The following is a 24,282-nucleotide window of genomic DNA, read 5'->3' on the forward strand; positions in this document are numbered from 1 at the left end:
TATTACTCATTATGATTTATCAAATTTTTTAGTATATTTTTTATCCATTTTAAACGTGAATAATCATCATTTAAATTCCAAATAAATTTTAATTTTGTTGCACTTTCTATTTTCCAAGTATTAGGTTCTTTTTCAAACATTTGTAATATATATTGAGTATTTACTGAATTATTTTTATTAAAATGTATCACTCCTATTTTTTGATTAGCTTGAATACTTTTTATACCTATTTGATCCGCTATTAATCTAATTTTAGCAATTATAATTAAATTTTCAGCAACAAGAGGTAGCGGTCCAAATTGATCGATTAATTCATTTTTTATTTTTTCTATTTTTTTTTCATCTATAGCTTGAGAAATTTTTTTATAAAAAAACAACCTTTTATTAACATCTATAATATAATTGTCAGGTAATAAAGAAGATACGTGTAATTCAATTTCTAATGGTTTTTCTAATAATTGATTAATACTTGTATTCTTTCCATTTTTTAATATATGAATGGCATTTTTTAATAATTTCATGTATAGAGAAAAACCTATATTTTCCATGTGTCCACTTTGTTCTTTACCTAATAGTTTCCCTATTCCTCTGATTTCTAAATCTTGATTAGACAAAGAAAATCCTCCTCCAAAATTATTTACTGACGAAATAGCTTCTAGTCTTTTTTTTGCATCTACTGTAATTGTATTAAAATTATTAACAAGAAATAAAGCATATGCCTGCGAGCTTGATCTACCAATTCTTCCGCGAAGTTGATGAAGTTGAGATAATCCAAAATGATCTGAATTTTCAATTATAATTGTATTCGCTCTTGGTATATCAATACCGCTTTCGATAATTGTAGTACAGATTAAAACATTGAATTTATTATGATAAAATTCATTCATAACTTTTTTTAAATCTATATTACTCATTTGTCCATGACCTATTTTAATATTAGCTTCAGGAATTAATTTTGATAATCTTTCAGCAATATTTAAAATATTTTGAACTTTATTATATATGTAATACACTTGACCACCTCGTGATATTTCACGTAGGATAGTTTTTCTCACTAATAGAGGATTATACTCTTGAATATAAGTTTTTATTGCAAGTCTTTGAGCAGGAGGTTTTGCTATTATTGACACGTCTTTTATGCCAGTCATAGACATATTTAAAGTGCGAGGTATAGGTGTAGCTGTTAAAGTTAATACGTCAACATTAGCATGTTTAGTTTGAATAATTTCTTTATGATTAACACCAAATCTATGTTCTTCATCAATAATTAATAGACCAAGACTATTCCATTCTATTTCTTTTAATAATAATTTATGAGTTCCTATGATAATATGAATATTTCCATTTGCAATATTTTTAAGAAGTAAATTTTGTTTTTTTTTATTTTGAAATCTAGATAATATATCAATATTAAAAGACCAATTAGAAAAACGTTTTTTAAAATTATCATAATGCTGTTGCGCCAATAAAGTTGTCGGTACTAAAACAGCTACTTGTTTTTTATTTGATACAGACAAAAAAGCAGCTCGCATGGCAATTTCTGTTTTTCCAAAACCTACATCACCACAAATTAAACGATCCATTGGAATAGATGTGCACATGTCTTTTAATACAGATTTCATTACTTTATCTTGATCTTTTGTTATTTTAAATAAACAATCTTTACAAAAAATTTGATATATTTCTTCATTTTTTTTAAATAAAAATCCTTTTTGAGAGGCTCTATTCGCATAAATATTTAATAATCGTGCAGCATGATCGTATAAAGTTTTACGGATTTTGCATTTTTCTTTATTCCATTCTTCACCTCCTAATTTATGAAGAGGAGCATCTTTTATTGATGTTTTTGTATAAGGTGCAACCAGATGTAGACATGATACAGGTAAATATAACTTATCACCTTCTGCATATGAAATTATTAAATATTCAGATTTTATGCTTGCAGTTTTTATTGTCGTTAATCCTTTATAACGTCCTATTCCATGTTCGATATGTATAATAGGATCATTTAAAAATAATTCAGACAAATTGCTTTTTTTAAAAGTAGTATCGTTTTTTATCTTTAAAAGAGATTCTTTCTGAAAAATAATCGGTAACAAATCTTTTGTACAAAGGAATAAAAGATTATTTTTTGGGTCTATAAATCCATTTTGTATTGTACCTATCATATAGAAATAATTAAATTTTTTATTGATATCAATTATTTTTTCTATATACTTAGGATAGATTTTATTTTCCATTAAAAATTTTAAAATTTTTTTTAAAGATTCTTTTCGCGTCAAATAAAAAATTATTTTTCCTGAAAATGTTTGAAGAAAAGATAATAATTGATTAATTTTATTTTGATTGTTAATATTTTGAAATAAATTTGGCAATTTTTTTCGATATGTTAAATCTATAATATTTTTTAAAGCTGGATTATTTGTAATTTTCATAGAAGAATCTTTCTTTAAAAAGAAAAAAATAAATCTTTTTAGTCCGTATTTTTTATATAAAAAAAATAATTTTTACTTTAGTAAAAGTAATTTAAAGAAAAAATTGAATATGTTTTTTATTAATAATTAAAAAGTTTAAATATAAAATGTTATTTAAGATAAAACTAATTAACATGTTAAAAAAAAATCTATAAAAAATTATTGTTGACATATGAATAAAAATATAAAACAAAAATGTATAGTAAAAAATTATCAGTTTCTATTTCTATATCAAATATATTATATCTAATGATTTTTAATTCAAAATAACTTTATTTGAAATTTAGAAAAAAAGAAATTTTTATTTCAATAATTTTTAAATTTATAACAGGTATAAAAAAAAATAAGAATATATTCATTTATATAATACTTCTATTTATTGTATAATAAAAAAAATCACAAAATCAACGAAGAATGAGTATGTTCAATATTTAAATATATTAGTTATAATCAATTTATTACATGAGTTTATTACATTAATCTAGATCTCTCTAAAGTTTTCATATAAACTTTTCTAATTTAAGAAAAAATTTATGTATCACCCTATTTTTATTTTTATTGGTTTACGTTATTTATGGAATTCTAATTTAAAAAAATTCAAAAAATTTATTATCTTTCTATCTATAATAACAATTACTATTTCTATATCTTTTTTAATTATTATCACAGCTATTATAAATGGTGTTCAAGAAAACTTTAAAAAAAATATTTTATCTTTTATCCCTCATTTAGTTATTACTAATAAAGATCAATATATTAATAAATTAGAATTTCCTAAAAATATTTTAAAATTAAATAATATTGAAAAAATTTCTCCTTTTATTAAAAAAGATATTTTTATAAAAAGTAAGTATGATATAACTGTAGCTGAAATAGTAGGTGTCAATATTAATAATGATAAAAATATAAAGAATTATAATATAAAAAATATTTCAAAAATCCTACAACCTAAAAAATATAATGCAATTATAGGAAAGGAATTAGCTAAAAAACTACATGTTAATATTGGTGATACAATTCAATTGATTCTTTTGTTTGATACAACTAGCCCTCTAACAAGAAAAAATATTAAAACACATACATTTAAAATTACTAGTATATTTTCTACTAACAATGAAGTTGATTATTATCAAATATTGATTGATCAAAAAGATAGTAAAAATTTTTTAAATTATTCTAAAAATTATGTAACTGGTTGGCGAATATGGTTGAAAAATCCTCTATTTCTAGAAATTAATAAAATCAAAAAATTAATAAATCCTTTGATTTTATTCGATTGGAAATCAAAAAAAGGAGAATTATTTAAGGCAATACAAATCGAAAAATACATAATGTTTTTTTTATTTTTTTTATTTTTATTAGTAGCTTTTTTAAATATTTTTATTACCTTTATTATTTATACAATAGAAAAACAAAATACAATTGCCATTTTAAAATCACAAGGTTTGTTAGATTGGAAAATTATATTAATATTTGTAACACTGGGATTAATTACTACTACTATAGGTAGCATATTAGGTACAGTTATTAGTATTTCATTAATATTAGAAAAAAATTTTTTGAATTTTCTTATTCATTTTTTCTTTAATACTAATAATATTTCTATGATTATTATACCATATCATGTTTTTTTTATTAACATTACTGTTATATTACTTGCAATTTTGTCAACTTTATATCCAGCTTGGTATTCTATAAAATTAAAACCATATAGGATTTTATCTCATGAATAAAATCATTATCAAATGTATTAATTTAACAAAATCTTATAAAAATACAGAGATAATTGTTAATATTTTAGAAAAAATATCATTTGAATTACATAGAGGAGATATAGCTGGTATTATTGGGAAATCAGGTTCAGGAAAAACTACATTATTACATTTATTAGCTGGATTAGACAGTCCTACTTCTGGAAAAATATTATTCAATGGTAAAGAAATAAATCTCTTTTCGTCTAAAGAACTAGCAAGATTTAGAAATGTAAAATTAGGTTTGATTTATCAATTTCATCATTTAATGCTAGATTTTAATGTACTAGAAAACGTTGCAATACCACTTTTAATCAATAATAAAAGTAGAAAAGAATCTCAAGAAATTTCATATACAATGCTAAAAAAAGTAAATTTATTAGATAAAGTAAAAAAATATCCTTCTGAGCTTTCAGGAGGAGAGAGACAACGAGTTGCTATTGCTAGAGCTTTTATTAATAATCCTTCTTTAATAATAGCAGATGAACCTACTGGTAATTTAGACAAACACAATGCTCATATTATTTTTGATTTAATATTACAATTAAATCATGATTTTAAAACCACTTTTTTAATTGTTACACATGATCTTACTTTAATAAAAAAAATACCTATTTTATTCAAAATAAAAAATGGTCGATTGTTCAATTGTCAAAATTAATCAAAAAGAAATATTCAATGAATTTTTTACCTTTCTTCATTGCAAAACGATTATATTTAAATCAAAATAAAAATCATTTAATTTTACTTATTTCTATTTTATCTAAAATAGGAGTATCTGTTACTGTATTTGTATTAATTATCAGTTTCAGCGCCTTAAATGGTTTTGAGATACTATTAAATAAAAAAATTTTATCTACTTTACCTCATGGAATTATTCAACTCACTGATCAATCATTATTTAAAGTACATGATATAATAAAAAAATTAAGTAATTTACCAGGTATTAGTTATTGTGAACCTTATATCACAATGAATGGATTTTTAATAAAAAATAATAATATTAAGTTTCTGGAAATCAAAAGTTTTAGCAAAATTGATTTTTTGAAACATAAACTTTTTTTTAAAAATAGTAATTTCTTAAAAAAAAAATATTTTTATGAAAATGGAATAATTATTTCATCTCATTTAGCACAAGATTTATCAATAAAAAAAAATGATTTTATTCAATTGTTTATTTTAAATAAAAAAAAAAATCTTTTTAATACAAATTTAGAGTTTTTTACTATTAAAATTATAAATATATTTGAATCAAATGGAGTTTTAGATACAAATATAGGATATGTGCCTTATGAATTTTTTAATATTCATAATATACATCATGATTTAAATAAAATTGAATTACATATGTTAGATCCTTTTGAGGCAGACAGAATTATAATCAATGCAGCAAAAAAAATAGATTTACCTCTTTTTATATATACTTGGATTAATGGTTATAAATATATATATAATGATATTAAAATAATGAAAGCAACTTTATATTTAATATTATCATTACTAGTCATTCTTTCATCGTTTAGTATTGCATCTATTTCTATAATGACTATATCTAAAAAAACAAAAGAAATTGCTATTCTACGTAGTATAGGTGCTAATAATTTTCTTATTCAAATAATTTTTTTATATTATGGATTACGTTCTATAATTATTAGTACTTTTTTCGGTTTGTTGCTCGGAATAATAATAGTTTTGAATTTTAAAAGTATAGTATTTTTTTTAGATAAATACTTCAAGGATAATATACTATTAAATAATATTTATTATAATAATTTTTTATTCTTAAAATTAAATATATCAGATGTAATTATTGTATTTATCAGTATTATAATTATAGGAATTCTAGCAAATTGGTATCCAGCATATTATGCTTCACGCATTAATCCTAGTAAAATATTAAAAGAATATTAGTTATTTTCGTACTAATTAACTTTATTATTTTTATAATAAAAAAATTCATCAACATGTAATTTAAAAATATAATGTTTTTAAAGTATTCAAAATAACGTTTAAAAAAATGGAGATACAATGACTATTAAAGTAGGAATTAATGGATTCGGTCGTATTGGACGAGTATTATTTCGATTGGCTCAGAAACGTTCAGATATTAATATTATAGCTATTAATGACTTATTGAGTCCTGAATATATAGCTTATATGTTAAAATATGACTCGACTCATGGGATTTTCAAAAAAAACATTGAAGTACATAAAGAACATATTACAGTAAATGGTAAAAAAATCAGAATTACTTCCATAAAAGATCCAGAAAAATTAATGTGGAATGATTTATCAATTGATGTAGTAATTGAATCTACTGGACTTTTTTTAACAAAAGAAACCGCTTACAAACATATTTTAGCGGGAGCAAAGAAAGTAGTTATCACTGGTCCTTCAAAAGATGATATTCCAATGTTTGTTAAAGGTGCTAATTTTGATCAATATAAAGGTGAAAATATTGTTTCAAATGCATCATGTACAACTAATTGTTTAGCGCCTTTATCTAAAGTAATAGATAACGAATTAGGCATCATAGAAGGTTTAATGACAACTGTACACGCTAGCACAGCAACTCAAAAAATTGTTGATGGAGCTTCTCATAAAGATTGGAGAGGTGGTAGGGGAGCATTACAAAATATTATTCCTTCTTCTACCGGAGCAGCAATTGCTGTAGGAAAAGTTTTACCTAAATTAAATGGAAAATTAACTGGTATAGCATTTCGAGTACCTGTATCAAATGTATCTGTCATAGATTTGACTGTACGCTATGAAAAATCTGCTACATACAATGAAATATGTCAAATCATTAAACAATATTCTGAAAAAGAAATGAAAGGCATTATAGGATATACCGAAGATGAAGTAGTATCTACAGATTTTAATGGTCAAGAACTCACTTCTATATTTGACTCTAAAGCTGGTTTATCTTTAAATAAAAATTTTGTTAAATTAGTCTCTTGGTATGATAATGAAACAGGTTATTCGAGCAAAGTTCTTGATTTAGTTGCTTTAGTATCAGAAAAAAGATATAAAATAGAACAATAACTTTAAAAAATAATAATTTTTAAACTTATATTATATAATTAGAAACGTGATTTATTTTTTATCTAAAATATATAGCAGTATTAAGATTTAACTTAATACTGCTAACGATATTTTAATATTTTTCTTTTATTCCATATGATTAACAATTGAAAAAATTATTGTCTAGCCATTCGAATTAGACAAGGCGAATATACAGCATTACTACGCCATGGATTAATATCAATACCACCTCTACGTGTATATCTTGCATACACACTGAGTTTTTCGGGTTTACAAACAGTTTCAAGATCATTAAAAATTCTTTCAATACATTCTTCATGAAATTCATTACAATTACGAAAAGAAATTAAATAAGATAAAAGTGCATTATGATTAATGGCTTGACCTGTATATATAATCTGTATTGATGCCCAGTCAGGTTGATGAGTAATCGGACAATTAGATTTAAATAAATTACTATATATAGATTCTTGGACAATTTCTTTTTTAGAAGAATTAACTAAAAGTAATCGATTGTATTCATAATGCTTAATTTTAATATTTTGATTATCTATACAATAACCAGAAAAATTTGATATTTTTTGATTTTGGATCTCATCTAAATTAAATAATTTTATAGATACTTCTCCACCAGCGCACTTTGTCAGATCTGCCTGCAAAATTTTAATAAAATTTATATAGTTGTCAAACTTAACTTGATTAAAACTATTTATATAAATTTTAAAACTTTTAGATTCAATAATATTTACACTAGTTGCATTAATTTCTATTTTAGCAACAGAAACTTGTGGTAATCCATTTTTATTTAACCAAGATAATTCATATAACGTCCAAATGTCTTGTCCAATAAAGGGAAGATGTACTAAATTTAATTCAATAACTTTACGATGTTTTTTACGAGGTATACTTTTTAATAAACTAAAATGATTTATTTTAAAACTCATATTATTTCTTTTTTTAATATATGGATGTAATAGTAAAAACCTATAGTTATTGACTATAATCAAAACAACAATGTCTGTTTAAAATTGTATAATTATTTTATATTATTTTTAAGTGAAATAAGGTAATATTTGCTTAATCCAGTTTGAAATTCTTGCTTGAGTTTTATCCGGCTGTCTATCTTCGTCTAAAATCAATCCAATAAAATAATCCTTATTTAATAAAGCTTTTGAATTTTCAAAAAAATACTCTTTTGTAGGCCATTTCCCAACTATTTTTCCATTATTTTTTTTTATAATATTATATATTACTTTCATTGCATCACAAAAATATTCACCATAATCTTCTTGATCACCACATCCAAACAATGCTATAGTTTTATTTGAAAAATCAATTTTTTTTAAAGTCGGCAAAAAATCATCCCAATCACATTGCACTTCACCATAGTACCAAGTAGGTACACCTAATATTAAAAAATCAAAATTTTCAATATCTTTTTTATCAGCATTACTAATATCATGTAATATAGAGACATTATTAACTATAGATTTTTGAATTAATCTTGCTATTTTCTCTGTATTTCCAGTATCACTTCCAAAGAAAATACCTATTTTTTTCATTTTAATCACCTAATAATAGAATATACTATGAAGAATAAATAATATGTTAATGGATTAATATCTATCATTATAAATATATAAATAAAAAAATATCTATTCAATCTAAAATCTATAATAGATAATAAGAATTATTTTTTATCTGGATATAATTTTATTAAGATAAAAAAATATTTCTGAATACAATTAATAAATTATTGATTAATAAGAAAACAATTAATAGAAAAAATATAAATATTATGAAAAAAAATTTAATTTGGTTTCGTAACGATCTTCGTTTATATGATCATACAGCTTTACATGAAGCATGTAAATCTGATACAGATAAAGTTATAGCTTTATTTATTGCTACTCCAGAGGAATGGAAGAAACATTATATATCTGAGAAAAAAATATCTTTTATGTATTATAATTTAATATCTTTAGAAAAAGATTTGTTAAAATTAAACATTATTTTACATTATCATGAATCCACTAATTTTTTAAAATCGATTCAATATTTAATGTATTTTTGTTTTAAACATAAAATAAATAACTTATTTTATCATTATCAATACGAATTCGATGAACGTAATCGAGATTTTTTAGTAAAAAAAAAATTATCTCAACAAGGTGTTTTTGTACAAGGTTTTCATGATAATCTTTTAGTTTCACATGAATTAATAAAAAATAAAAACAATAAAGCATATAAAGTTTTTTCTTTTTTTAAAAAAAAAATCACACAATATTTATATAAAAACAAAATACCTGAATGTTTTTCTATTCCTTTGAAGAGAAAACCTGATGAAAATTATTGTTTTTTTAATTCTGTTTCTTCTGAAAAACTAGATTTTAAATTTGATAAAAAAATTTTTCCTGTTGGAGAAATTGAGGCTTTTAATCGATTAAAAAATTTTTGTATATATAAAGTAAATGATTATTCACTTGAAAGAAATTTTCCTTTTTTAAATAGTACTAGTATGTTATCTCCATATTTATCTATAGGGATAATATCATCTAGACATTGTCTTTCGATGTTTTTAAAAACAAAAATCAACATTTCATTAAATAATTTTTTTAATTCTTCTTGGATAAACCAAATATTATGGCGTGAATTTTATTATCATTTATTAATTTCCTTTCCAAAATTAAGTAAAAATCAAGCACTAGTTGAATGGGAAAATAGAATTGATTGGAATAATAATATAAAACATTTTAATGCTTGGAAGGAAGGTAATACTGGATTTCCTATCGTAGATGCTGGAATGAGACAACTGAACGAATTAGGTTGGATGCATAATAGAGTAAGAATGATTACATCTAATTTTTTAGTTAAAAATCTTTTTATTGACTGGAGAATGGGTGAGAAATATTTTATGTCTCATTTAATTGACGGAGATTTGGCATTAAACAATGGAGGATGGCAATGGTCAGCATCTATTGGTACTGATTCTGTACCTTATATAAGAATATTAAATCCATTAAATCAATCTAAAAAATTTGATATTTCAGGTGTATTTATAAAAAAATTCATTCCAGAATTAAGAAATGTACCTAATGAGTATATTCATCAACCGCATGAATGGTCTAAGAAAATGAAATGTAAAATAGACTATCCTGATCCAATCATAAATTACGACGATAGTAGAAAAAGAACTCTCTTAATATTTAAGAGAGTACGTTCATATTTTAAAAAAGGATTAAATACTCATGAATAATTTTTTTTTAGAAAATATCATTAATGAAAAGTTATTATCTAATAAATATGACGATATAGTTCCTAATGGTTTACAAATTGAAGGTGCAAAGATAGTAAAAAAAATTATTACCGGAGTAACTGCTTGTCAAAAATTAATAGATAAAGCATTGTTCTATCATGCAAATGCTATAATAGTACATCATGGTTATTTTTGGAAAGATGAATCTCAATATATACATAATATGAAAAAAAATAGATTAAAAAGTATACTTTCTAATGAAATTAATTTATATAGTTGGCATTTACCATTAGATGTTCATTGTCAATTGGGTAATAATGCACAAATAGCTAAAAAATTAAATATTAGTATTAAGGGTCATATTTTACCCTATGTATTCTGGGGTACTATAAAAAATAAAATAACTGGTATTGATTTTGCAAAAAAAATAGCAGAAAAATATCAAAAACAACCTATACACTTATATGATAATGCTCCTCTTTATATTAAACGTATTGCTTGGTGCAGTGGTAGAGGACAAAGATTTATTAAAGAAGCATATATATTCGGAGTAGATGCTTTTTTAACAGGCGAAATTTCAGAAGAAACTATTCATATCGCTTCAGAACTAGGTATCCATTTTTTTTCTTTAGGACATCATGAGACAGAGAAAGATGGTGTTAAATCTTTAGGAGAATGGTTGTCTAGTAAATATAATATAGATGTTACTTTTATTGATATTTATAATCCAGCATAATGATTGAAAATAATGTTTTAACATAAATGTATAAAAATTTATAACATTTAAGGTCGTAATTTTAAAAAAATAAAAAATATGAACAAAAATAAAATAAAATATTGGTTAAATACTTCTTGGTTATCTGGAAATAATCAAAATTACATCGAAGAAATATATAAAAATTTCCTTAATAATCCTAATTCTGTTGATATTATTTGGCGTGATGTATTTTTAGATATTTGTAAATATGAAAAAAAAATAGATGATATTGATTATATAAAAAAAGATAGATTTTTATTAATGAATAAGATTAACACGATTATTAATACATTTCGTACAAAAGGTTATAAACAATCTTTGATTGATCCTTTAAAATTATTAAAAATAAAAAAAAATCAAGATTTAGAACTTGATTCTTATAATTTTACTCAAGAACAAATAAAGAAAAATATACATATCAAATTTAAAAATTCTTCTAATTTTGAAACGAATATTACTGATTTATATAAAATATTATCTAAAAAATACTGTGGCCCTATTGGTTTTGAATATATGTATATAGATAATTTATCAGAACAACAATTCATTACAGATTATATAGAATCTTTTTTTCAAGAAGATTTATTAAAAATTGAAGAAAAAATAAATTTTTTAAAAGAAATAACTTATGCTGAAACATTAGAAAAATATTTAGGAAAAAGATTTCCTGGTGTTAAACGTTTTTCTTTAGAAGGTGCAGAAACATTAATTCCTATGTTGCATGAAATAATAAGATACTCAAAAAAACAGAATATATCTGAAATAATATTAGGAATGGCACATAGAGGTAGATTGAATGTACTTGTTAACGTCTTAAATAAAAGTCCAAAAATTTTATTTCAAGAATTTTCAGGTGTGAATATATTACAAGAAATTAGTGGTGATGTTAAATATCACATGGGTGGTATTGCAAAAATAAAAAACGGAAAAGAAATAATACTAAATATGGCATGTAATCCTTCTCATTTAGAAATCGTCAATCCAGTAGTTGCAGGAATGGCTAGATCTTCTATTGATCAATTAGGAAAATCTAATAGTGAAATTTTACCTATTAGTATTCATGGAGACGCTTCTATTATTGGTCAAGGTGTGATTCAAGAAACATTGAACATGTCTCAAACAGAAGGATATAAAATCGGCGGGACAATTCATATAGTAATTAACAATCAAATCGGATTTACTTCTTCTGATCCTAAAAGTCTTCGTTCTACTGAATATTGCACAGATATTGCCAAAATGATTCAATCACCTATATTTCATGTTAATGCAGACGACGTAGAAGCATGTATTTTTTCTATTCAATTAGCTCTTAATTTTAGAAAAAAATTTAAGAAAGATGTTTTTATAGATTTAGTCTGTTATAGACGTCATGGACATAATGAAGTAGATGAACCATCTGTAACACAACCGATTATGTATAAAAATATAAAAAATCATCCTACTGTACGAAAAATATACTCTAATTTATTGATTTTAAAAAAATTAATTACGCAAGAACAAACTGAAGAAATTATAAAAAAATATTATACTATATTAAAAAATAACAAACATGTTTTTTCTAGACATAAGGAAATAGATTTTCAATATGAAAAAATTTCAATATCTTTAAAAAATAAAATTGTTCAAAATCTAAATCCATCTAATCTTAAAAGTTTATCTTTGTTAATTAATACTATTCCTGATTCAATTCAAATGCACCGTCGAGTCAAAAAAATTTATGAAGAAAGATTAGAAATGTCTAAAGAGTTAAAATTATTTGATTGGGGTGCAGCTGAAACATTAGCTTATGCAAAAATTATAAATGAAGGAATTTCTTGTAGATTTTCTGGAGAAGATGTAAGTAGAGGCACTTTTTTTCACCGTCATGCATTTATTCATGATCAAGTTAATGGTTCTATTTATGTACCATTAAATAACATTAGAAAAAAACAAGGTAAATTTCAAATTTGGGATTCTGTGTTATCAGAAGAAGCAGTATTAGCTTTTGAATACGGATATTCTTTATTTCCATCTAAATGTTTAACTATTTGGGAAGCACAATTTGGAGATTTTGCAAACGGTGCACAAGTAGTGATTGATCAATTTATTAGTTCTGGAGAACAAAAATGGAATAAAAAATCTAATCTAGTTATTTTTTTACCACATGGTTATGAAGGACAAGGTCCCGAACATTCATCATCTAGAATTGAAAGGTTTTTACAACTTTGTGCTGAAGAGAATATGCAAATATGTATACCAACCACATCATCACAAATCTTTCATATTTTACAGCGACAAATATTTAATAAAATTTATAAGCCACTGATTGTTTTTACTCCTAAATCTCTTTTAAGAAACCCTATGGCAAGTTCTTCTTTAGATTCTCTTATTAATGGAAATTTCCAAAGAATTATAGATGAAATAGACAATATTAATAAAAAAGCAATCCGTCTTATTTTTTGTTCTGGTAAAATTTATTATGATTTGTTACAAAAACGTCGTATTAATAATATTAATAACGTTATTTTAGTTCGTATTGAAGAACTATATCCCTTTCCTAAAAATGAAATATTAAAAATAATCAAAAAGTATTTTTATATAAAAGATTTTATCTGGTGTCAAGAAGAACCTCTTAATCAAGGTGCATGGTTTTACATTCAACAAAATATGAATCATATTCTTCCATTAAAAATTTCATTAAAATATATTGGTCGTTTATCTTCTGCTTCACCTGCAGTAGGTTATATCTCTAAACATAAAAAACAACAAGAAAAAATAATTTGTGAGGCTTTAAATACGAATTAAAAAAGGATTAAGAATGAATAAAATAAACATTATTGTTCCAGATTTACCAGAATCTATTAATGATGCAACAGTTGTAAAATGGCATAAAAAAATAGGAGATATAGTTCATTCTGATGATAATATAGTTGATATCGAAACGGATAAAGTAACATTAGAAATTGTATCTCCATGCGATGGAAAATTAAAAGAAATTTTAGAAGCAGTAGGGCAAATAGTTAAATCTCAGCAAATTATTGGTTATATCAGTCAGATTGATCATGTTCAAAATAACATTTTGAATGAAAATATTATAGAAAAAAAAGAAAAAATATTAAATGAAACAAAAACAAATCAACATTTTACGCCATCTATAAGAAGATCAATGAAAATAGATCAAACTAAAAACGATTTACAAGATATAAAAGTAGGAATAGAGACAAAAAAAATAAATAAAAACATTTTAGATAAAGAAAAAAATAATACTTCTGAACATAGAGTAAAAATGAGTCGATTACGACAAACAATTGCAGAAAGATTATTATATAGTAAAAAAACTACAGCTATGTTAACTACTTTTAATGAAGTTAATATGAAACCTATAATACTCTTACGTAAAAAATATGGTGAAGATTTTGAAAAAGAACATGAAATTCGTCTTGGATTTATGTCTTTTTTTGTAAAAGCAGTTGTTCAATCTTTAAAAAAATTCCCAGAAATAAATGCTTCTATAGATAAAACAGATATCATTTACTATAAAAATTTTGATATTAGTATAGCTATTTCAACTCCTAAAGGATTAATCACACCAGTATTAAGAAATGCTGAAAATATGTCTATGTCTGAAATAGAAAAAAAAATAAAAGAATTTTCTATTAAAGGATTTCAAAATAAAATTAGCATAACAGAATTAATAGGAGGTAATTTTACTATTACAAATGGTGGCATTTTTGGATCGTTGATCTCTACACCTATTATCAACCCTCCTCAAACCGCTATATTAGGCATGCATACTATTCAAGATCGACCAATGGTTGTTAATGGAAAAATTACTATTCTTCCCATGATGTATTTAGCTTTATCCTATGATCATCGTTTAATAGATGGTAAAGAGTCAGTCGGTTTTTTAGTATCAATAAAAAATATATTAGAAGATTTTACTCGTATTTTGATTGATATTTAAAACTTTTTTTAAAAAATAGAATCCTAAAATTTAATATAAACTATATTTTTATTATTCATAAATCAAATTTTAAATATTAATTCTGAAGTATTACTAATTTTATACGAATAGCATGAGAATAAAATGATTATTAAAAAACTAGTTTTAATTAGACATGGTCAAAGTAAATGGAATGAATTAAATAAATTTACTGGTTGGCATGATGTAGAATTAACAAAAAATGGAAAAAATGAAGCTAAATCAGCAGCTTTATTATTAAAAAAAGAGAAATTTTTTTTTGATTATTCTTATACATCTGTATTAAAAAGAGCTATACATACTTTACAGTACATTTTAGATGAACTAGATCAATCTTGGCTAACAGTTGAAAAAAATTGGCGCTTAAATGAAAGACATTATGGTGCATTAGAAGGATTGAATAAAAATGAAGTTATTGAAAAATATGGAGAGAAAAAAGTTTTATTATGGAGACGAAGCTTCAATATTACTCCTCCAAAAATTAACGTTCACGACAAACGTTTTCCTGGATTTGATAGACGTTATTCTCATTTAAATATTAATGAAATTCCTTTAGGAGAAAGTTTAGAAATTACTGCAAAAAGGGTTATTCCTTATTGGGAAAAAAATATTTATCCTAAACTTAAAAAAAATAAAAAAATACTAATTGTTGCTCATGGTAATTCTTTACGTGCTTTAATTCAGTATCTTAATAAAATAAATAATCAGGAAATTTTAGAAATTAATATACCAACTGCAACACCAATTATTGTAGATTTTAATGAAAATTTTATTCCCATAAAATGGTATTATTTAAAATAACTTTATTAAAAAAATATTTTTGTTTTTTATAAAAATAAATTTATATAAATGTATTTAGAATACAATACATATATATCAAATATAATTATTTTTGATAGTTTTTAAATAAATTATTATTAATTATTTATCATAATTAAACTAAAGAATTTTTGAGACCAGTTCAAATAGAGGATTCAATGGTTAAAAAAATTGGAGTCTTAACCAGTGGTGGAGATGCTCCAGGTATGAATGCCGCCATTCGAGGAGTGGTAAGAACAGCACTGAGTGAAAAACTAGAAGTTTTTGGAATTTATGATGGATATTTAGGTCTATATCAAAATCGTATGACAAGTCTTGATAGATATAGCGTATCTGATATGATCAATAGAGGTGGAACATTTTTGGGATCAGCTAGATTTTCTAATTTTTATAAACATGAAATACGTTTAATTGCCGCTGAAAATTTAAAAAAAAGAAAAATAGATGGTCTTGTTGTTATTGGAGGAGATGGATCTTATTTAGGAGCTCAGAAATTAACAGAAATAGGCGTGCCATGTATTAGCATTCCAGGTACTATAGATAATGATGTTGCAGGAACTGACTATACAATAGGATATTTTACAGCTTTACAAACAGTTGTTGAAGCTATTGATCGATTACGCGATACTTCTTCTTCTCATCAACGTATTTCTATTGTAGAAGTTATGGGAAGATACTGTGGAGATTTAACATTAGCTGCAGCAATTGCTGGAGGGTGTGAATTTATTGTTTTACCAGAAATTCATTATGCGAAAGAAGAATTAGTTATCGAAATAGAAGCAGGTATAGCTAAAGGGAAAAAACATGCCATTGTAGCAATAACAGAATATATTTGTGATGTAGAAAAATTAGCACAATATATTGAAAAAAAAACAAATCGAGAAACCAGAGCAACTATTCTTGGACACATTCAAAGAGGCGGTGCACCTGTTGTATATGATCGTATACTAGCTTCAAGAATGGGAGCATATGCAGTAGAATTGTTAATAAAAGGTCACAAAGGAAAATGTGTGGGAGTACAAAATGAAAAAATGGTCTTTAATGATATAACAGATGCACTAAAAAACATGAAACGTAGTTTTAAAAAAGATTGGTTAATTACTGCTAAAAAGTTATACTAATCTGATTAGTGCCGGTTTTTTCCGGCGCTCTATTTAGTTTGAATATTATTTGTTTCAAGATAAGATTATATGGGTTTTTTAAAAATGAATTTTTATAGAAAGAAAAACATCATAAAACAATGTTTTGTTGAATTTTTTGGTACAGGATTAATAATATTTTTTGGTACAGGTTGTGTAGCAGCAACAAAATTAACAGATGTTCATTTTAATCAATTTGAAATAAGCTGTATTTGGGGTTTAGGAGTCTCTATATCAATTTATTTCAGTTCATCGATATCAGGAGCTCATTTAAATCCTGCAATTACTATTTTTTTATGGTTATCTTCTGAATTTCATAAAAGAAAAGTACTACCATATATTATATCTCAAATTTTTGGTTCTTTTATTTTCACAATGCTGATATATTCTCTTTACTATAATTCATTGATTTCATTTGAGAATCAAAATAATATTACAATAGGAACAAAAGACAGTCTTAACTTAGCTTCTATTTTTTGTGTGTATCCTAACTGTAATAATAGTTTTATTCGTAATTCTATAATAGAAATATTTACAGCTGCTCTTTTTATGATAATACTTTCACAGTTTAACAATAAAAAAAATAGTAAATTTTTATATCCCACTTTTATAGCACCTATATTAATAGGAATATTAGTTTTTATGATTAATTTATTAATAAGTCCTTTGAATAATATTAGTCTAAATCCAGCTCGAGATTTAGGTCCTAAAATATTTTTAAGTCTAACTGGATGGGGTATGTTTTCTTTTACTGGAGGAAATAATAATTTTTTATATCTTTTAATTCCTATAATAGGACCTATTTTAGGTGTTAATTTAGGTGGTTGGATGCATAAAATTATAATAAAAAATGATTTTTTGAAAAATTAATATAATTTATGATTTAATCGTATCATTTAGATAGTTCTATAATTTTTAAAAATTCTTGATAATCTAAAGAAGCGCTTCCAATTAACAAACCATTAATATCTGGCTGTTTGATAAATTCTTCTGCATTTACAGAATTAATAGATCCTCCATATTGAATGAATATATTTTTTGCACTAATAGGATCATATTTTTCAATATAATTCCTAATAAATTTATGTATACATTGTACATATTTAGGATCAGCTGATAATCCTGTTCCAATGGCCCAAACTGGTTCATAAGCAATAACGGTATTTCTAAATGCTGATGTACCTAAGGCTGTTAAAACACAATTTAATTGTTCTTCAATAACTATTTTAGTTTGACCATGTTTTTTTTCTTTTTCTGTTTCACCGACACATAAAATAGGTATTAGATTTAAACTTTTAATTAAATCAAACTTTTTTATGATTAAATCATTATTTTCATTATGAAGTAAACGTCTTTCGGAATGTCCAACAATAACATACTTTACACCTATATCTTTTAACATTAAAATAGAAGTTTCTCCTGTAAATGCACCTGTCAAGTTCTTATCTACATTTTGTGCACCAAGAAAAATATTCATACTATGTATATTTTTATATACTTCATTTAAATATATAGCAGGAGGGGCAATCACAATAATATTTTTTTCTAAACCAATTTCTGAAGATGTGTTAAAAAATTTGAAATAATTAGAAATGAATTCTATACTTCCATTTAATTTCCAATTTGCTACAAATAAATATTTTTTCATTTTTTTGTCTCTATAAAAAATTTTTTATTTTTCAGTTGTAGAAACTAAGTTGTTTTTATAAAAAAATTATATAGACTTAGTTTCTATTTTAGAATTTTAAAGTATACTATTTATATATATTAGTTCGATTACGTAATTGTTTGCCTGGTTTAAAATAAGGTACGTATTTTTCATTTAATCGTACGATTTCTCCAGTTTTAGGATTTCTACCAATACGAGAGGGACGATAATGCAAAGAAAAACTTCCAAACCCTCGAATTTCAATTCTTTGACCTTTTTCTAATGACATCGTCATGTGTTCTAACATTTCTTTTATAGCACATTTTATTATCTTATTTGAAATATGAATTTTTTTTTTAGAAATTTTTTCAAATAATTCTGACTTAGTCATAAAACCTCTATATTTATATACTTTTTAAAATTTATTCTATCATTATGGAATATATTTTTTTAATAAAATAATTATTCAGTATTTTTAGCTGCTTTAAATGCTTCTATCATAACATTAGAAAAAGCATTATCATTATTTTTTTTATTAGATGTTACTGTTAAATCTTTTTTTTCATTTTCATCTAAAATATGGATCATGAGATATACTATTCTATTTTTACGATCAAAACTAGACAATTTAACTGAAATTTCATCATCAATTTTGAATTTATTTATGAATTCATCATAAATTATACCAGCAATATCTGTAAATTTTAAAATACCTTCTATTCCTTCTGATAATTGAATTGTTGCACTTTTTTTATCAAAAGATTTAATATGTCCAGTAACTACAGAGCCTTTTTTATATGTTGCAACATATGCGTTAAAAGGATCTTCTTCTAATTGTTTAATTCCTAAAGAGATACGCTCTCTTTCTGCGTCTACTTGTAGAACTACTGCAGAAATTTCATCACCTTTTTTATATTTTTTAACTGCTTCTTCACCAGATATTTTCCAAGAAATATCAGATAAATGGACTAATCCATCAATACCACCATTTAAACCAATGAAAATACCAAAATCCGTAATAGATTTTATTTTACCAGCAACATGAATGCCTTTTTTATGAGTTTCAGAAAATTGTTTCCATGGATTCATTTTACATTGTTTTAAACCAAGAGAAATACGACGACGTTCTTCATCAATGTCTAAAACCATTACTTCAACTATATCATTAACACTAACAACTTTTGATGGATGAATATTTTTATTAGTCCAGTCCATTTCAGACACATGAACAAGGCCTTCTACTCCTTCTTCAATCTCCACAAAACAACCATAATCTGTTAAATTAGTTACACGTCCACTCAATTTAGTGCTTTCTGGATAACGTTTAGAAATTGCGATCCATGGATCTTCACCTAATTGTTTTAACCCTAATGATACACGTGTTCTTTCTCTATCAAATTTTAAAATTTTAACACTAATTTCATCACCAACATTTACTATTTCACTAGGATGTTTGACTCTTTTCCATGCCATATCAGTAATATGCAAAAGACCATCTACTCCTCCTAGATCGACAAAAGCTCCGTAATCAGTTAAATTTTTTACTATTCCTTTAACATGCATGCCTTCTTGTAAACTTTCTAATAACTGATCTCTTTCAGCACTATTTTCTGATTCAATTACAGCACGACGTGAAACAACAACATTATTACGTTTTTGATCTAATTTGATTACTTTGAATTCTAATTCTTTTCCTTCAAGATGAATGGTTTCTCGAACTGGACGAATATCTACTAGAGAACCTGGTAAAAATGCACGTATATCATTTAATTCAACAGTAAAACCCCCTTTAACTTTTCCGTTAATAATACCTGTAACTGTTTCAGATTGTTCGTGAGCTTTTTCTAAAGTTAACCATGCTTCATGACGTTTTGCTTTTTCACGGGATAACAATGTTTCACCAAAACCATCTTCGATAGCATCTAAAGCTACGTCGATCTGATCACCTACTTTAATATCTAATACACCTTGAGCATTTTTAAATTGTTCAGTAGGAATTCCAGATTCAGATTTAAGACCAGCATCTACTAAAACTATATCCTTTTCTATAGAAATAATAGTACCGCGAATAATTGAACCTGGACGAGTTTTAATTTCTTTTAGTGATTCTTCAAATAATTGAGCAAAAGATTCATTCATATTAATAATATTTAGAAATTTTTATTTTATGTTCATTTTTACTTCATGTGAAAATGAGCTTGTTTTATATATCTTATAATAATCCTTATTAAAGAGTTTTATATTAAAAAAATAAATTGTTTTTTTATTGTATTTTTATTTTAGGAATAATACTTTTCATAAAAGCTGTAACTACCTCTGATAAATTCATGTAAGTAGAATCTAATATTATAGCATTTTTTGGAACGGATAAAGGAGAAATTAATCGATTTTCATCTTGTATATCACGATTTCTCATTTCTATAAATAACTCTTGAAAACTAATAAAAAAACCATTTTTCTTTAATTCTGACATTCTTCTTTTTACACGTATTTCTAAATGAGCATTTAAAAAAAATTTTACAATAGCATCTGGGAATACTACTGTACCCATATCACGTCCCTCTGCTATTAAACCAGGTAAACATCTCAGTAATTTTTGCTTTTTTAGCAAAATTCTTCTAACATTAGGATAAGTTGCTAACTTAGAAGATATTTCACTGACTTTATTAAAGTTAATTAATTCTGAATGAAATTTTATATTTTTTTTTTCATAAATAACAAATCTATATTTTTAGCAAGAGGAATGATATTTTTTTCAATTATAGTAATATTCTTAGTCAAAGCTAAAAAAGCAAGAAAACGATATATTTTACCAGATTCTAATACAGACCAATTTAATTGATCTGCTATAATTTTAGATATAGTGCTTTTTCCAACACCGCTAGGACCATCAATAGTAATAACAGGAATTTTGTTTTTCATTTTCTATATTTAATTTATTGAAAAAAATTATCAAAGACATTTAGTTAATTATAAAAAAATCAATCTGATTGACTTATAGATAAAAAATATTTGAAATAAGATGGAAAAGTTTTTGCAGTACAACCAGGATTTAATATATTAACACCAACTTTAGATAGAGCGATTAATGAAAAACACATAGCTATACGATGATCATTATATGTATTAATATTACAATATTTAAAAGAAATTGGAGGCGTAATAGACAAAAAATCTTTTCCTTCTTCAACTATGGCACCAATTTTTTTTAATTCTATAGCCATTGCAGACAAACGATCAGTTTCTTTTACTCTCCAATTATATATATTCCTTATAATAGTAGTACCTTTAGCAAATAAAGCTACTATTGCAATAGTCATAGCCGCATCAGGAATATGATTCATATCTAAATCTATTGCTTGTAATTTATTTCGTACACAAGTAATAGAATTATCTTCCCAATAAATAATTGCACCCATCTTTTCAAGAACATTTGCAAAATTTATATCACCTTGTACACTTTTTTTACCAATACCAACTACTTTAACTAATCCACCTTTGATAGCTGCAGCTGCTAAAAAATATGATGCTGAAGAAGCATCTCCTTCAACTATAAATTTTCCTGGTGTTTTATACTGTTGTTGACCTGTGATATAAAAAACACGATAAGAATCATGTTGAATATTAACAGAAAAAGATTTAATTAAATTAAGTGTGATATCAATGTAAGGTTTAGAAACTAAATCTCCTGTTATAAAAATAGTAGTATTTTGTGAAGCAAGTGGTGCAGCTATTAATAATGATGTTAAAAATTGACTAGAAATATTACCATTTAAAAGAATAGATCCTCCAATAAATCCACCTTTTGTACGGATAGGAGGATATCCTTTATTTTTTTCATATTCTATAATAGCACCTCCTTGTCTTAAAGCATCTACTAGGTCCTTAATAGGTCTTTCATGCATTCTATCATCACCACTTAATATAACATCATTATTTAAATTTAAAGATAATGCAGATAGAAGTGGACGTATAGCAGTACCTGCATTTCCTAAAAACAATGAAATAGGTTTAGATAATTGAAAAGCATGCCCAATACCTTCAATATGACATTCTTTTTTATTATCAGATAAATGATAATGAATACCTATTTTTTTTAAAGCTTGTAACATGTGTTTAACATCATCACTATTTAATAAATTATTTAAATATGTTGTACCTTTAGCTAGAGAAGCAAGTAATAACACTCTATTTGAAATACTTTTAGAACCAGGTAAATAAATAGTTCCATTGACAGAAGAGATTGGTTTTAAATTAAAAGAATCTTGCATAATAAATATACACTCTATTTAATAAAAGTTAAGATTGTATTATAGAGATAAATAATAATATTTTATCCATATCGTTTTTCAAAATATGACATAAATTTTACTAAAGATTTAACACCTTCTAATGGCATTGCATTATAAATAGATGCACGAATGCCACCTACTATGCGATGTCCTCGTAAAGCCATGAGACCAAATTGAAAAGCTTCTTTAAAAAAAATTTCATTTAATTTAGGATCAACTAAATCAAATACAACATTCATTTGAGATCTATTTTTATGTTCTATTTTATTAATATAAAAATTACTACTATCTATTTTTGTATATAATAAATGTGATTTTTTTTTATTTAATTTTTCGATTCTTTTTAAACCACCTTCTTTTTTTAACCATTTAAAAACTAGTCCTGATAAATACCAAGAAAAAGTAGGTGGTGTATTAAACATAGAATTATGTTCTGATATTTTTTTATAATCTAAAATGGAAGGAGATATTTTAGAAATGTGTCTTATTAATTTTTCTCGAATAATAATTATTGTTATACCTGCTGGTCCAATGTTCTTTTGAGCACCTGCATAAATAAGATCATAATTTTCAATATTTATTGTACGAGATAGTATAAAAGATGAAAAATCTCCAACTATTATTTTATTTTCAAAATTAGGTTCTTCATATATAGATAATCCATCTATAGTCTCATTGGGACAATAGTGAATATATACTGAATTTTTAGTAATATTCCATTCAGACATTGGTAAAAGAGAAGTTTTTTCATTGATTTTTTTTCTAATCAGTATGGATTGAGGTATACAATATTTTTTAGCTTCAATAAATGCACACTGTGACCAATATCCACTGTCTATATAATCAGCTGATTCTGCATTTCTTAATAAATTCATAGGAACAGCAGAAAATTGACCCCTAGCACCACCTTGACAAAATAATACTCTATAAGAATCAGGTATACTCATCAAATCTCTTAAATCTTTTTCTGCTTCTATAGCTACTTGTGTAAATTCTTTGCTACGATGACTTATTTCCATAATAGAAGAACCTGATTTTTTCCAATTTTGAAGTTCTTTTTTAGCTATATATAGTACTTCTTTTGGAATCATAGCTGGACCAGCACTAAAATTATAAACTACATTCATTATTTCACCAATC

At 24.5% G+C, this 24,282-nt stretch carries 21 protein-coding genes; 11 read left to right on the forward strand and 10 right to left on the reverse strand.

Going from position 1 to position 24,282, the window contains the following annotated elements; translation table 11 throughout:
• Nucleotides 1-2: 2 nt before the first annotated feature.
• Nucleotides 3-2,435 (reverse strand): transcription-repair coupling factor, encoded by a 2,433-nt coding sequence (gene mfd / locus BUMPG002_RS01485; protein WP_025368932.1) that lies wholly within the window; start codon nt 2,433-2,435, stop codon nt 3-5.
• A 572-nt stretch (nt 2,436-3,007) separates the two neighbouring features.
• Between mfd and BUMPG002_RS01490 the strand changes: the two genes are divergently transcribed.
• The 4 genes from BUMPG002_RS01490 (at nt 3,008) to gap (ending at nt 7,270) form a co-directional block, all read left to right on the forward strand.
• Nucleotides 3,008-4,207, forward strand: a complete 1,200-nt coding sequence (locus BUMPG002_RS01490; RefSeq protein WP_025404227.1) for an FtsX-like permease family protein — start codon at nt 3,008-3,010, stop codon at nt 4,205-4,207.
• Nucleotides 4,200-4,886, forward strand: a complete 687-nt coding sequence (gene lolD / locus BUMPG002_RS01495; RefSeq protein WP_025368934.1) for a lipoprotein-releasing ABC transporter ATP-binding protein LolD — start codon at nt 4,200-4,202, stop codon at nt 4,884-4,886. Before BUMPG002_RS01490 ends, lolD begins: the two co-directional genes overlap by 8 nt.
• A gap of 17 nt (nt 4,887-4,903) precedes the next feature.
• Complete coding sequence (locus BUMPG002_RS01500; protein WP_025368935.1) at nt 4,904-6,136, forward strand: FtsX-like permease family protein; 1,233 nt, start codon at nt 4,904-4,906, stop codon at nt 6,134-6,136.
• Between the two features lie 117 nt (nt 6,137-6,253).
• Nucleotides 6,254-7,270 (forward strand): type I glyceraldehyde-3-phosphate dehydrogenase, encoded by a 1,017-nt coding sequence (gene gap, locus BUMPG002_RS01505; RefSeq protein WP_025368936.1) that lies wholly within the window; start codon nt 6,254-6,256, stop codon nt 7,268-7,270.
• Between the two features lie 155 nt (nt 7,271-7,425).
• On the opposite strand, the gene queF is transcribed toward gap, so the two are convergent.
• Both queF and fldA read right to left on the reverse strand, forming a co-directional pair.
• Entirely contained in the window at nt 7,426-8,214 is a 789-nt protein-coding gene (gene queF / locus BUMPG002_RS01510; protein ID WP_025368937.1) for an NADPH-dependent 7-cyano-7-deazaguanine reductase QueF, read from the reverse strand.
• 108 nt (nt 8,215-8,322) lie between these two features.
• On the reverse strand, nt 8,323-8,832 hold the full coding sequence (gene fldA, locus BUMPG002_RS01515) for a flavodoxin FldA (protein ID WP_025368938.1): 510 nt from the start codon (nt 8,830-8,832) through the stop codon (nt 8,323-8,325).
• A 236-nt stretch (nt 8,833-9,068) separates the two neighbouring features.
• Here fldA and phrB point away from each other — a divergent pair, with 236 nt between their 5' ends.
• From phrB to BUMPG002_RS01550, 7 genes are all read left to right on the forward strand, one after another.
• Nucleotides 9,069-10,526 carry a deoxyribodipyrimidine photo-lyase gene (gene phrB / locus BUMPG002_RS01520; RefSeq protein ID WP_025368939.1) on the forward strand — a complete coding sequence of 486 codons (1,458 nt, stop codon included), beginning with the start codon at nt 9,069-9,071 and terminating at the stop codon, nt 10,524-10,526.
• Nucleotides 10,519-11,262 (forward strand): Nif3-like dinuclear metal center hexameric protein, encoded by a 744-nt coding sequence (locus tag BUMPG002_RS01525; RefSeq protein WP_025368940.1) that lies wholly within the window; start codon nt 10,519-10,521, stop codon nt 11,260-11,262. Before phrB ends, BUMPG002_RS01525 begins: the two co-directional genes overlap by 8 nt.
• A 78-nt stretch (nt 11,263-11,340) precedes the next feature.
• On the forward strand, nt 11,341-14,067 hold the full coding sequence (locus BUMPG002_RS01530) for a 2-oxoglutarate dehydrogenase E1 component (RefSeq protein ID WP_025368941.1): 2,727 nt from the start codon (nt 11,341-11,343) through the stop codon (nt 14,065-14,067).
• A 13-nt stretch (nt 14,068-14,080) separates the two neighbouring features.
• Nucleotides 14,081-15,226 (forward strand): dihydrolipoyllysine-residue succinyltransferase, encoded by a 1,146-nt coding sequence (gene sucB, locus BUMPG002_RS01535; RefSeq protein WP_025368942.1) that lies wholly within the window; start codon nt 14,081-14,083, stop codon nt 15,224-15,226.
• A 123-nt stretch (nt 15,227-15,349) separates the two neighbouring features.
• Nucleotides 15,350-16,045, forward strand: a complete 696-nt coding sequence (gene gpmA / locus BUMPG002_RS01540) for a 2,3-diphosphoglycerate-dependent phosphoglycerate mutase (RefSeq protein ID WP_025368943.1) — start codon at nt 15,350-15,352, stop codon at nt 16,043-16,045.
• Nucleotides 16,046-16,221: 176 nt separating this feature from the next.
• Entirely contained in the window at nt 16,222-17,184 is a 963-nt protein-coding gene (gene pfkA / locus BUMPG002_RS01545; protein WP_025368944.1) for a 6-phosphofructokinase, read from the forward strand.
• Between the two features lie 84 nt (nt 17,185-17,268).
• Nucleotides 17,269-18,072 (forward strand): MIP/aquaporin family protein, encoded by an 804-nt coding sequence (locus BUMPG002_RS01550; protein WP_025368945.1) that lies wholly within the window; start codon nt 17,269-17,271, stop codon nt 18,070-18,072.
• Between the two features lie 22 nt (nt 18,073-18,094).
• Here the strand turns inward: BUMPG002_RS01550 and tpiA are convergent, their stop codons facing one another.
• The 7 genes from tpiA to serC form a co-directional block, all read right to left on the reverse strand.
• Nucleotides 18,095-18,850, reverse strand: coding sequence for a triose-phosphate isomerase (gene tpiA / locus BUMPG002_RS01555; RefSeq protein ID WP_044006132.1), 756 nt, complete (start codon nt 18,848-18,850; stop codon nt 18,095-18,097).
• Between the two features lie 106 nt (nt 18,851-18,956).
• Nucleotides 18,957-19,241 carry an integration host factor subunit beta gene (locus tag BUMPG002_RS01560; protein WP_025368946.1) on the reverse strand — a complete coding sequence of 95 codons (285 nt, stop codon included), beginning with the start codon at nt 19,239-19,241 and terminating at the stop codon, nt 18,957-18,959.
• 71 nt (nt 19,242-19,312) lie between these two features.
• Nucleotides 19,313-20,989: a 30S ribosomal protein S1 gene (rpsA, locus tag BUMPG002_RS01565; protein ID WP_025368947.1), complete on the reverse strand. Its 1,677-nt coding sequence runs from the start codon at nt 20,987-20,989 to the stop codon at nt 19,313-19,315.
• Nucleotides 20,990-21,113: 124 nt separating this feature from the next.
• Nucleotides 21,114-21,566, reverse strand: coding sequence for a (d)CMP kinase (locus tag BUMPG002_RS03310; RefSeq protein ID WP_326970216.1), 453 nt, complete (start codon nt 21,564-21,566; stop codon nt 21,114-21,116).
• Nucleotides 21,545-21,772: a (d)CMP kinase gene (locus BUMPG002_RS03315; protein WP_044006133.1), complete on the reverse strand. Its 228-nt coding sequence runs from the start codon at nt 21,770-21,772 to the stop codon at nt 21,545-21,547. Before BUMPG002_RS03315 ends, BUMPG002_RS03310 begins: the two co-directional genes overlap by 22 nt.
• Before the next feature lie 59 nt (nt 21,773-21,831).
• Complete coding sequence (gene aroA, locus BUMPG002_RS01580; protein ID WP_025368948.1) at nt 21,832-23,121, reverse strand: 3-phosphoshikimate 1-carboxyvinyltransferase; 1,290 nt, start codon at nt 23,119-23,121, stop codon at nt 21,832-21,834.
• Nucleotides 23,122-23,183: 62 nt separating this feature from the next.
• Nucleotides 23,184-24,269, reverse strand: a complete 1,086-nt coding sequence (gene serC, locus BUMPG002_RS01585; protein ID WP_025368949.1) for a 3-phosphoserine/phosphohydroxythreonine transaminase — start codon at nt 24,267-24,269, stop codon at nt 23,184-23,186.
• Nucleotides 24,270-24,282: the final 13 nt, after the last annotated feature.

Origin of the sequence: Buchnera aphidicola str. G002 (Myzus persicae) (assembly GCF_000521565.1) — a bacterium.
Classification (GTDB): Bacteria; Pseudomonadota; Gammaproteobacteria; order Enterobacterales; family Enterobacteriaceae; genus Buchnera; species Buchnera aphidicola_C.

Excerpts from the sequence above, each read along its gene's own strand:
- BUMPG002_RS01500 (WP_025368935.1), top strand. The coding sequence starts at position 4,904 with ATGAATTTTTTACCTTTCTTCATTGCAAAACGATTATATTTAAATCAA.
- rpsA (WP_025368947.1), bottom strand. The coding sequence starts at position 20,989 with ATGAATGAATCTTTTGCTCAATTATTTGAAGAATCACTAAAAGAAATT.
- gap (WP_025368936.1), top strand. The coding sequence starts at position 6,254 with ATGACTATTAAAGTAGGAATTAATGGATTCGGTCGTATTGGACGAGTA.
- sucB (WP_025368942.1), top strand. The coding sequence starts at position 14,081 with ATGAATAAAATAAACATTATTGTTCCAGATTTACCAGAATCTATTAAT.
- BUMPG002_RS01525 (WP_025368940.1), top strand. The coding sequence starts at position 10,519 with ATGAATAATTTTTTTTTAGAAAATATCATTAATGAAAAGTTATTATCT.
- tpiA (WP_044006132.1), bottom strand. The coding sequence starts at position 18,850 with ATGAAAAAATATTTATTTGTAGCAAATTGGAAATTAAATGGAAGTATA.
- fldA (WP_025368938.1), bottom strand. The coding sequence starts at position 8,832 with ATGAAAAAAATAGGTATTTTCTTTGGAAGTGATACTGGAAATACAGAG.
- pfkA (WP_025368944.1), top strand. The coding sequence starts at position 16,222 with ATGGTTAAAAAAATTGGAGTCTTAACCAGTGGTGGAGATGCTCCAGGT.
- phrB (WP_025368939.1), top strand. The coding sequence starts at position 9,069 with ATGAAAAAAAATTTAATTTGGTTTCGTAACGATCTTCGTTTATATGAT.
- queF (WP_025368937.1), bottom strand. The coding sequence starts at position 8,214 with ATGAGTTTTAAAATAAATCATTTTAGTTTATTAAAAAGTATACCTCGT.
- BUMPG002_RS03315 (WP_044006133.1), bottom strand. The coding sequence starts at position 21,772 with ATGAAAAACAAAATTCCTGTTATTACTATTGATGGTCCTAGCGGTGTT.
- aroA (WP_025368948.1), bottom strand. The coding sequence starts at position 23,121 with ATGCAAGATTCTTTTAATTTAAAACCAATCTCTTCTGTCAATGGAACT.
- mfd (WP_025368932.1), bottom strand. The coding sequence starts at position 2,435 with ATGAAAATTACAAATAATCCAGCTTTAAAAAATATTATAGATTTAACA.
- BUMPG002_RS01490 (WP_025404227.1), top strand. The coding sequence starts at position 3,008 with ATGTATCACCCTATTTTTATTTTTATTGGTTTACGTTATTTATGGAAT.
- BUMPG002_RS01560 (WP_025368946.1), bottom strand. The coding sequence starts at position 19,241 with ATGACTAAGTCAGAATTATTTGAAAAAATTTCTAAAAAAAAAATTCAT.
- BUMPG002_RS01550 (WP_025368945.1), top strand. The coding sequence starts at position 17,269 with ATGAATTTTTATAGAAAGAAAAACATCATAAAACAATGTTTTGTTGAA.
- gpmA (WP_025368943.1), top strand. The coding sequence starts at position 15,350 with ATGATTATTAAAAAACTAGTTTTAATTAGACATGGTCAAAGTAAATGG.
- serC (WP_025368949.1), bottom strand. The coding sequence starts at position 24,269 with ATGAATGTAGTTTATAATTTTAGTGCTGGTCCAGCTATGATTCCAAAA.
- BUMPG002_RS01530 (WP_025368941.1), top strand. The coding sequence starts at position 11,341 with ATGAACAAAAATAAAATAAAATATTGGTTAAATACTTCTTGGTTATCT.
- lolD (WP_025368934.1), top strand. The coding sequence starts at position 4,200 with ATGAATAAAATCATTATCAAATGTATTAATTTAACAAAATCTTATAAA.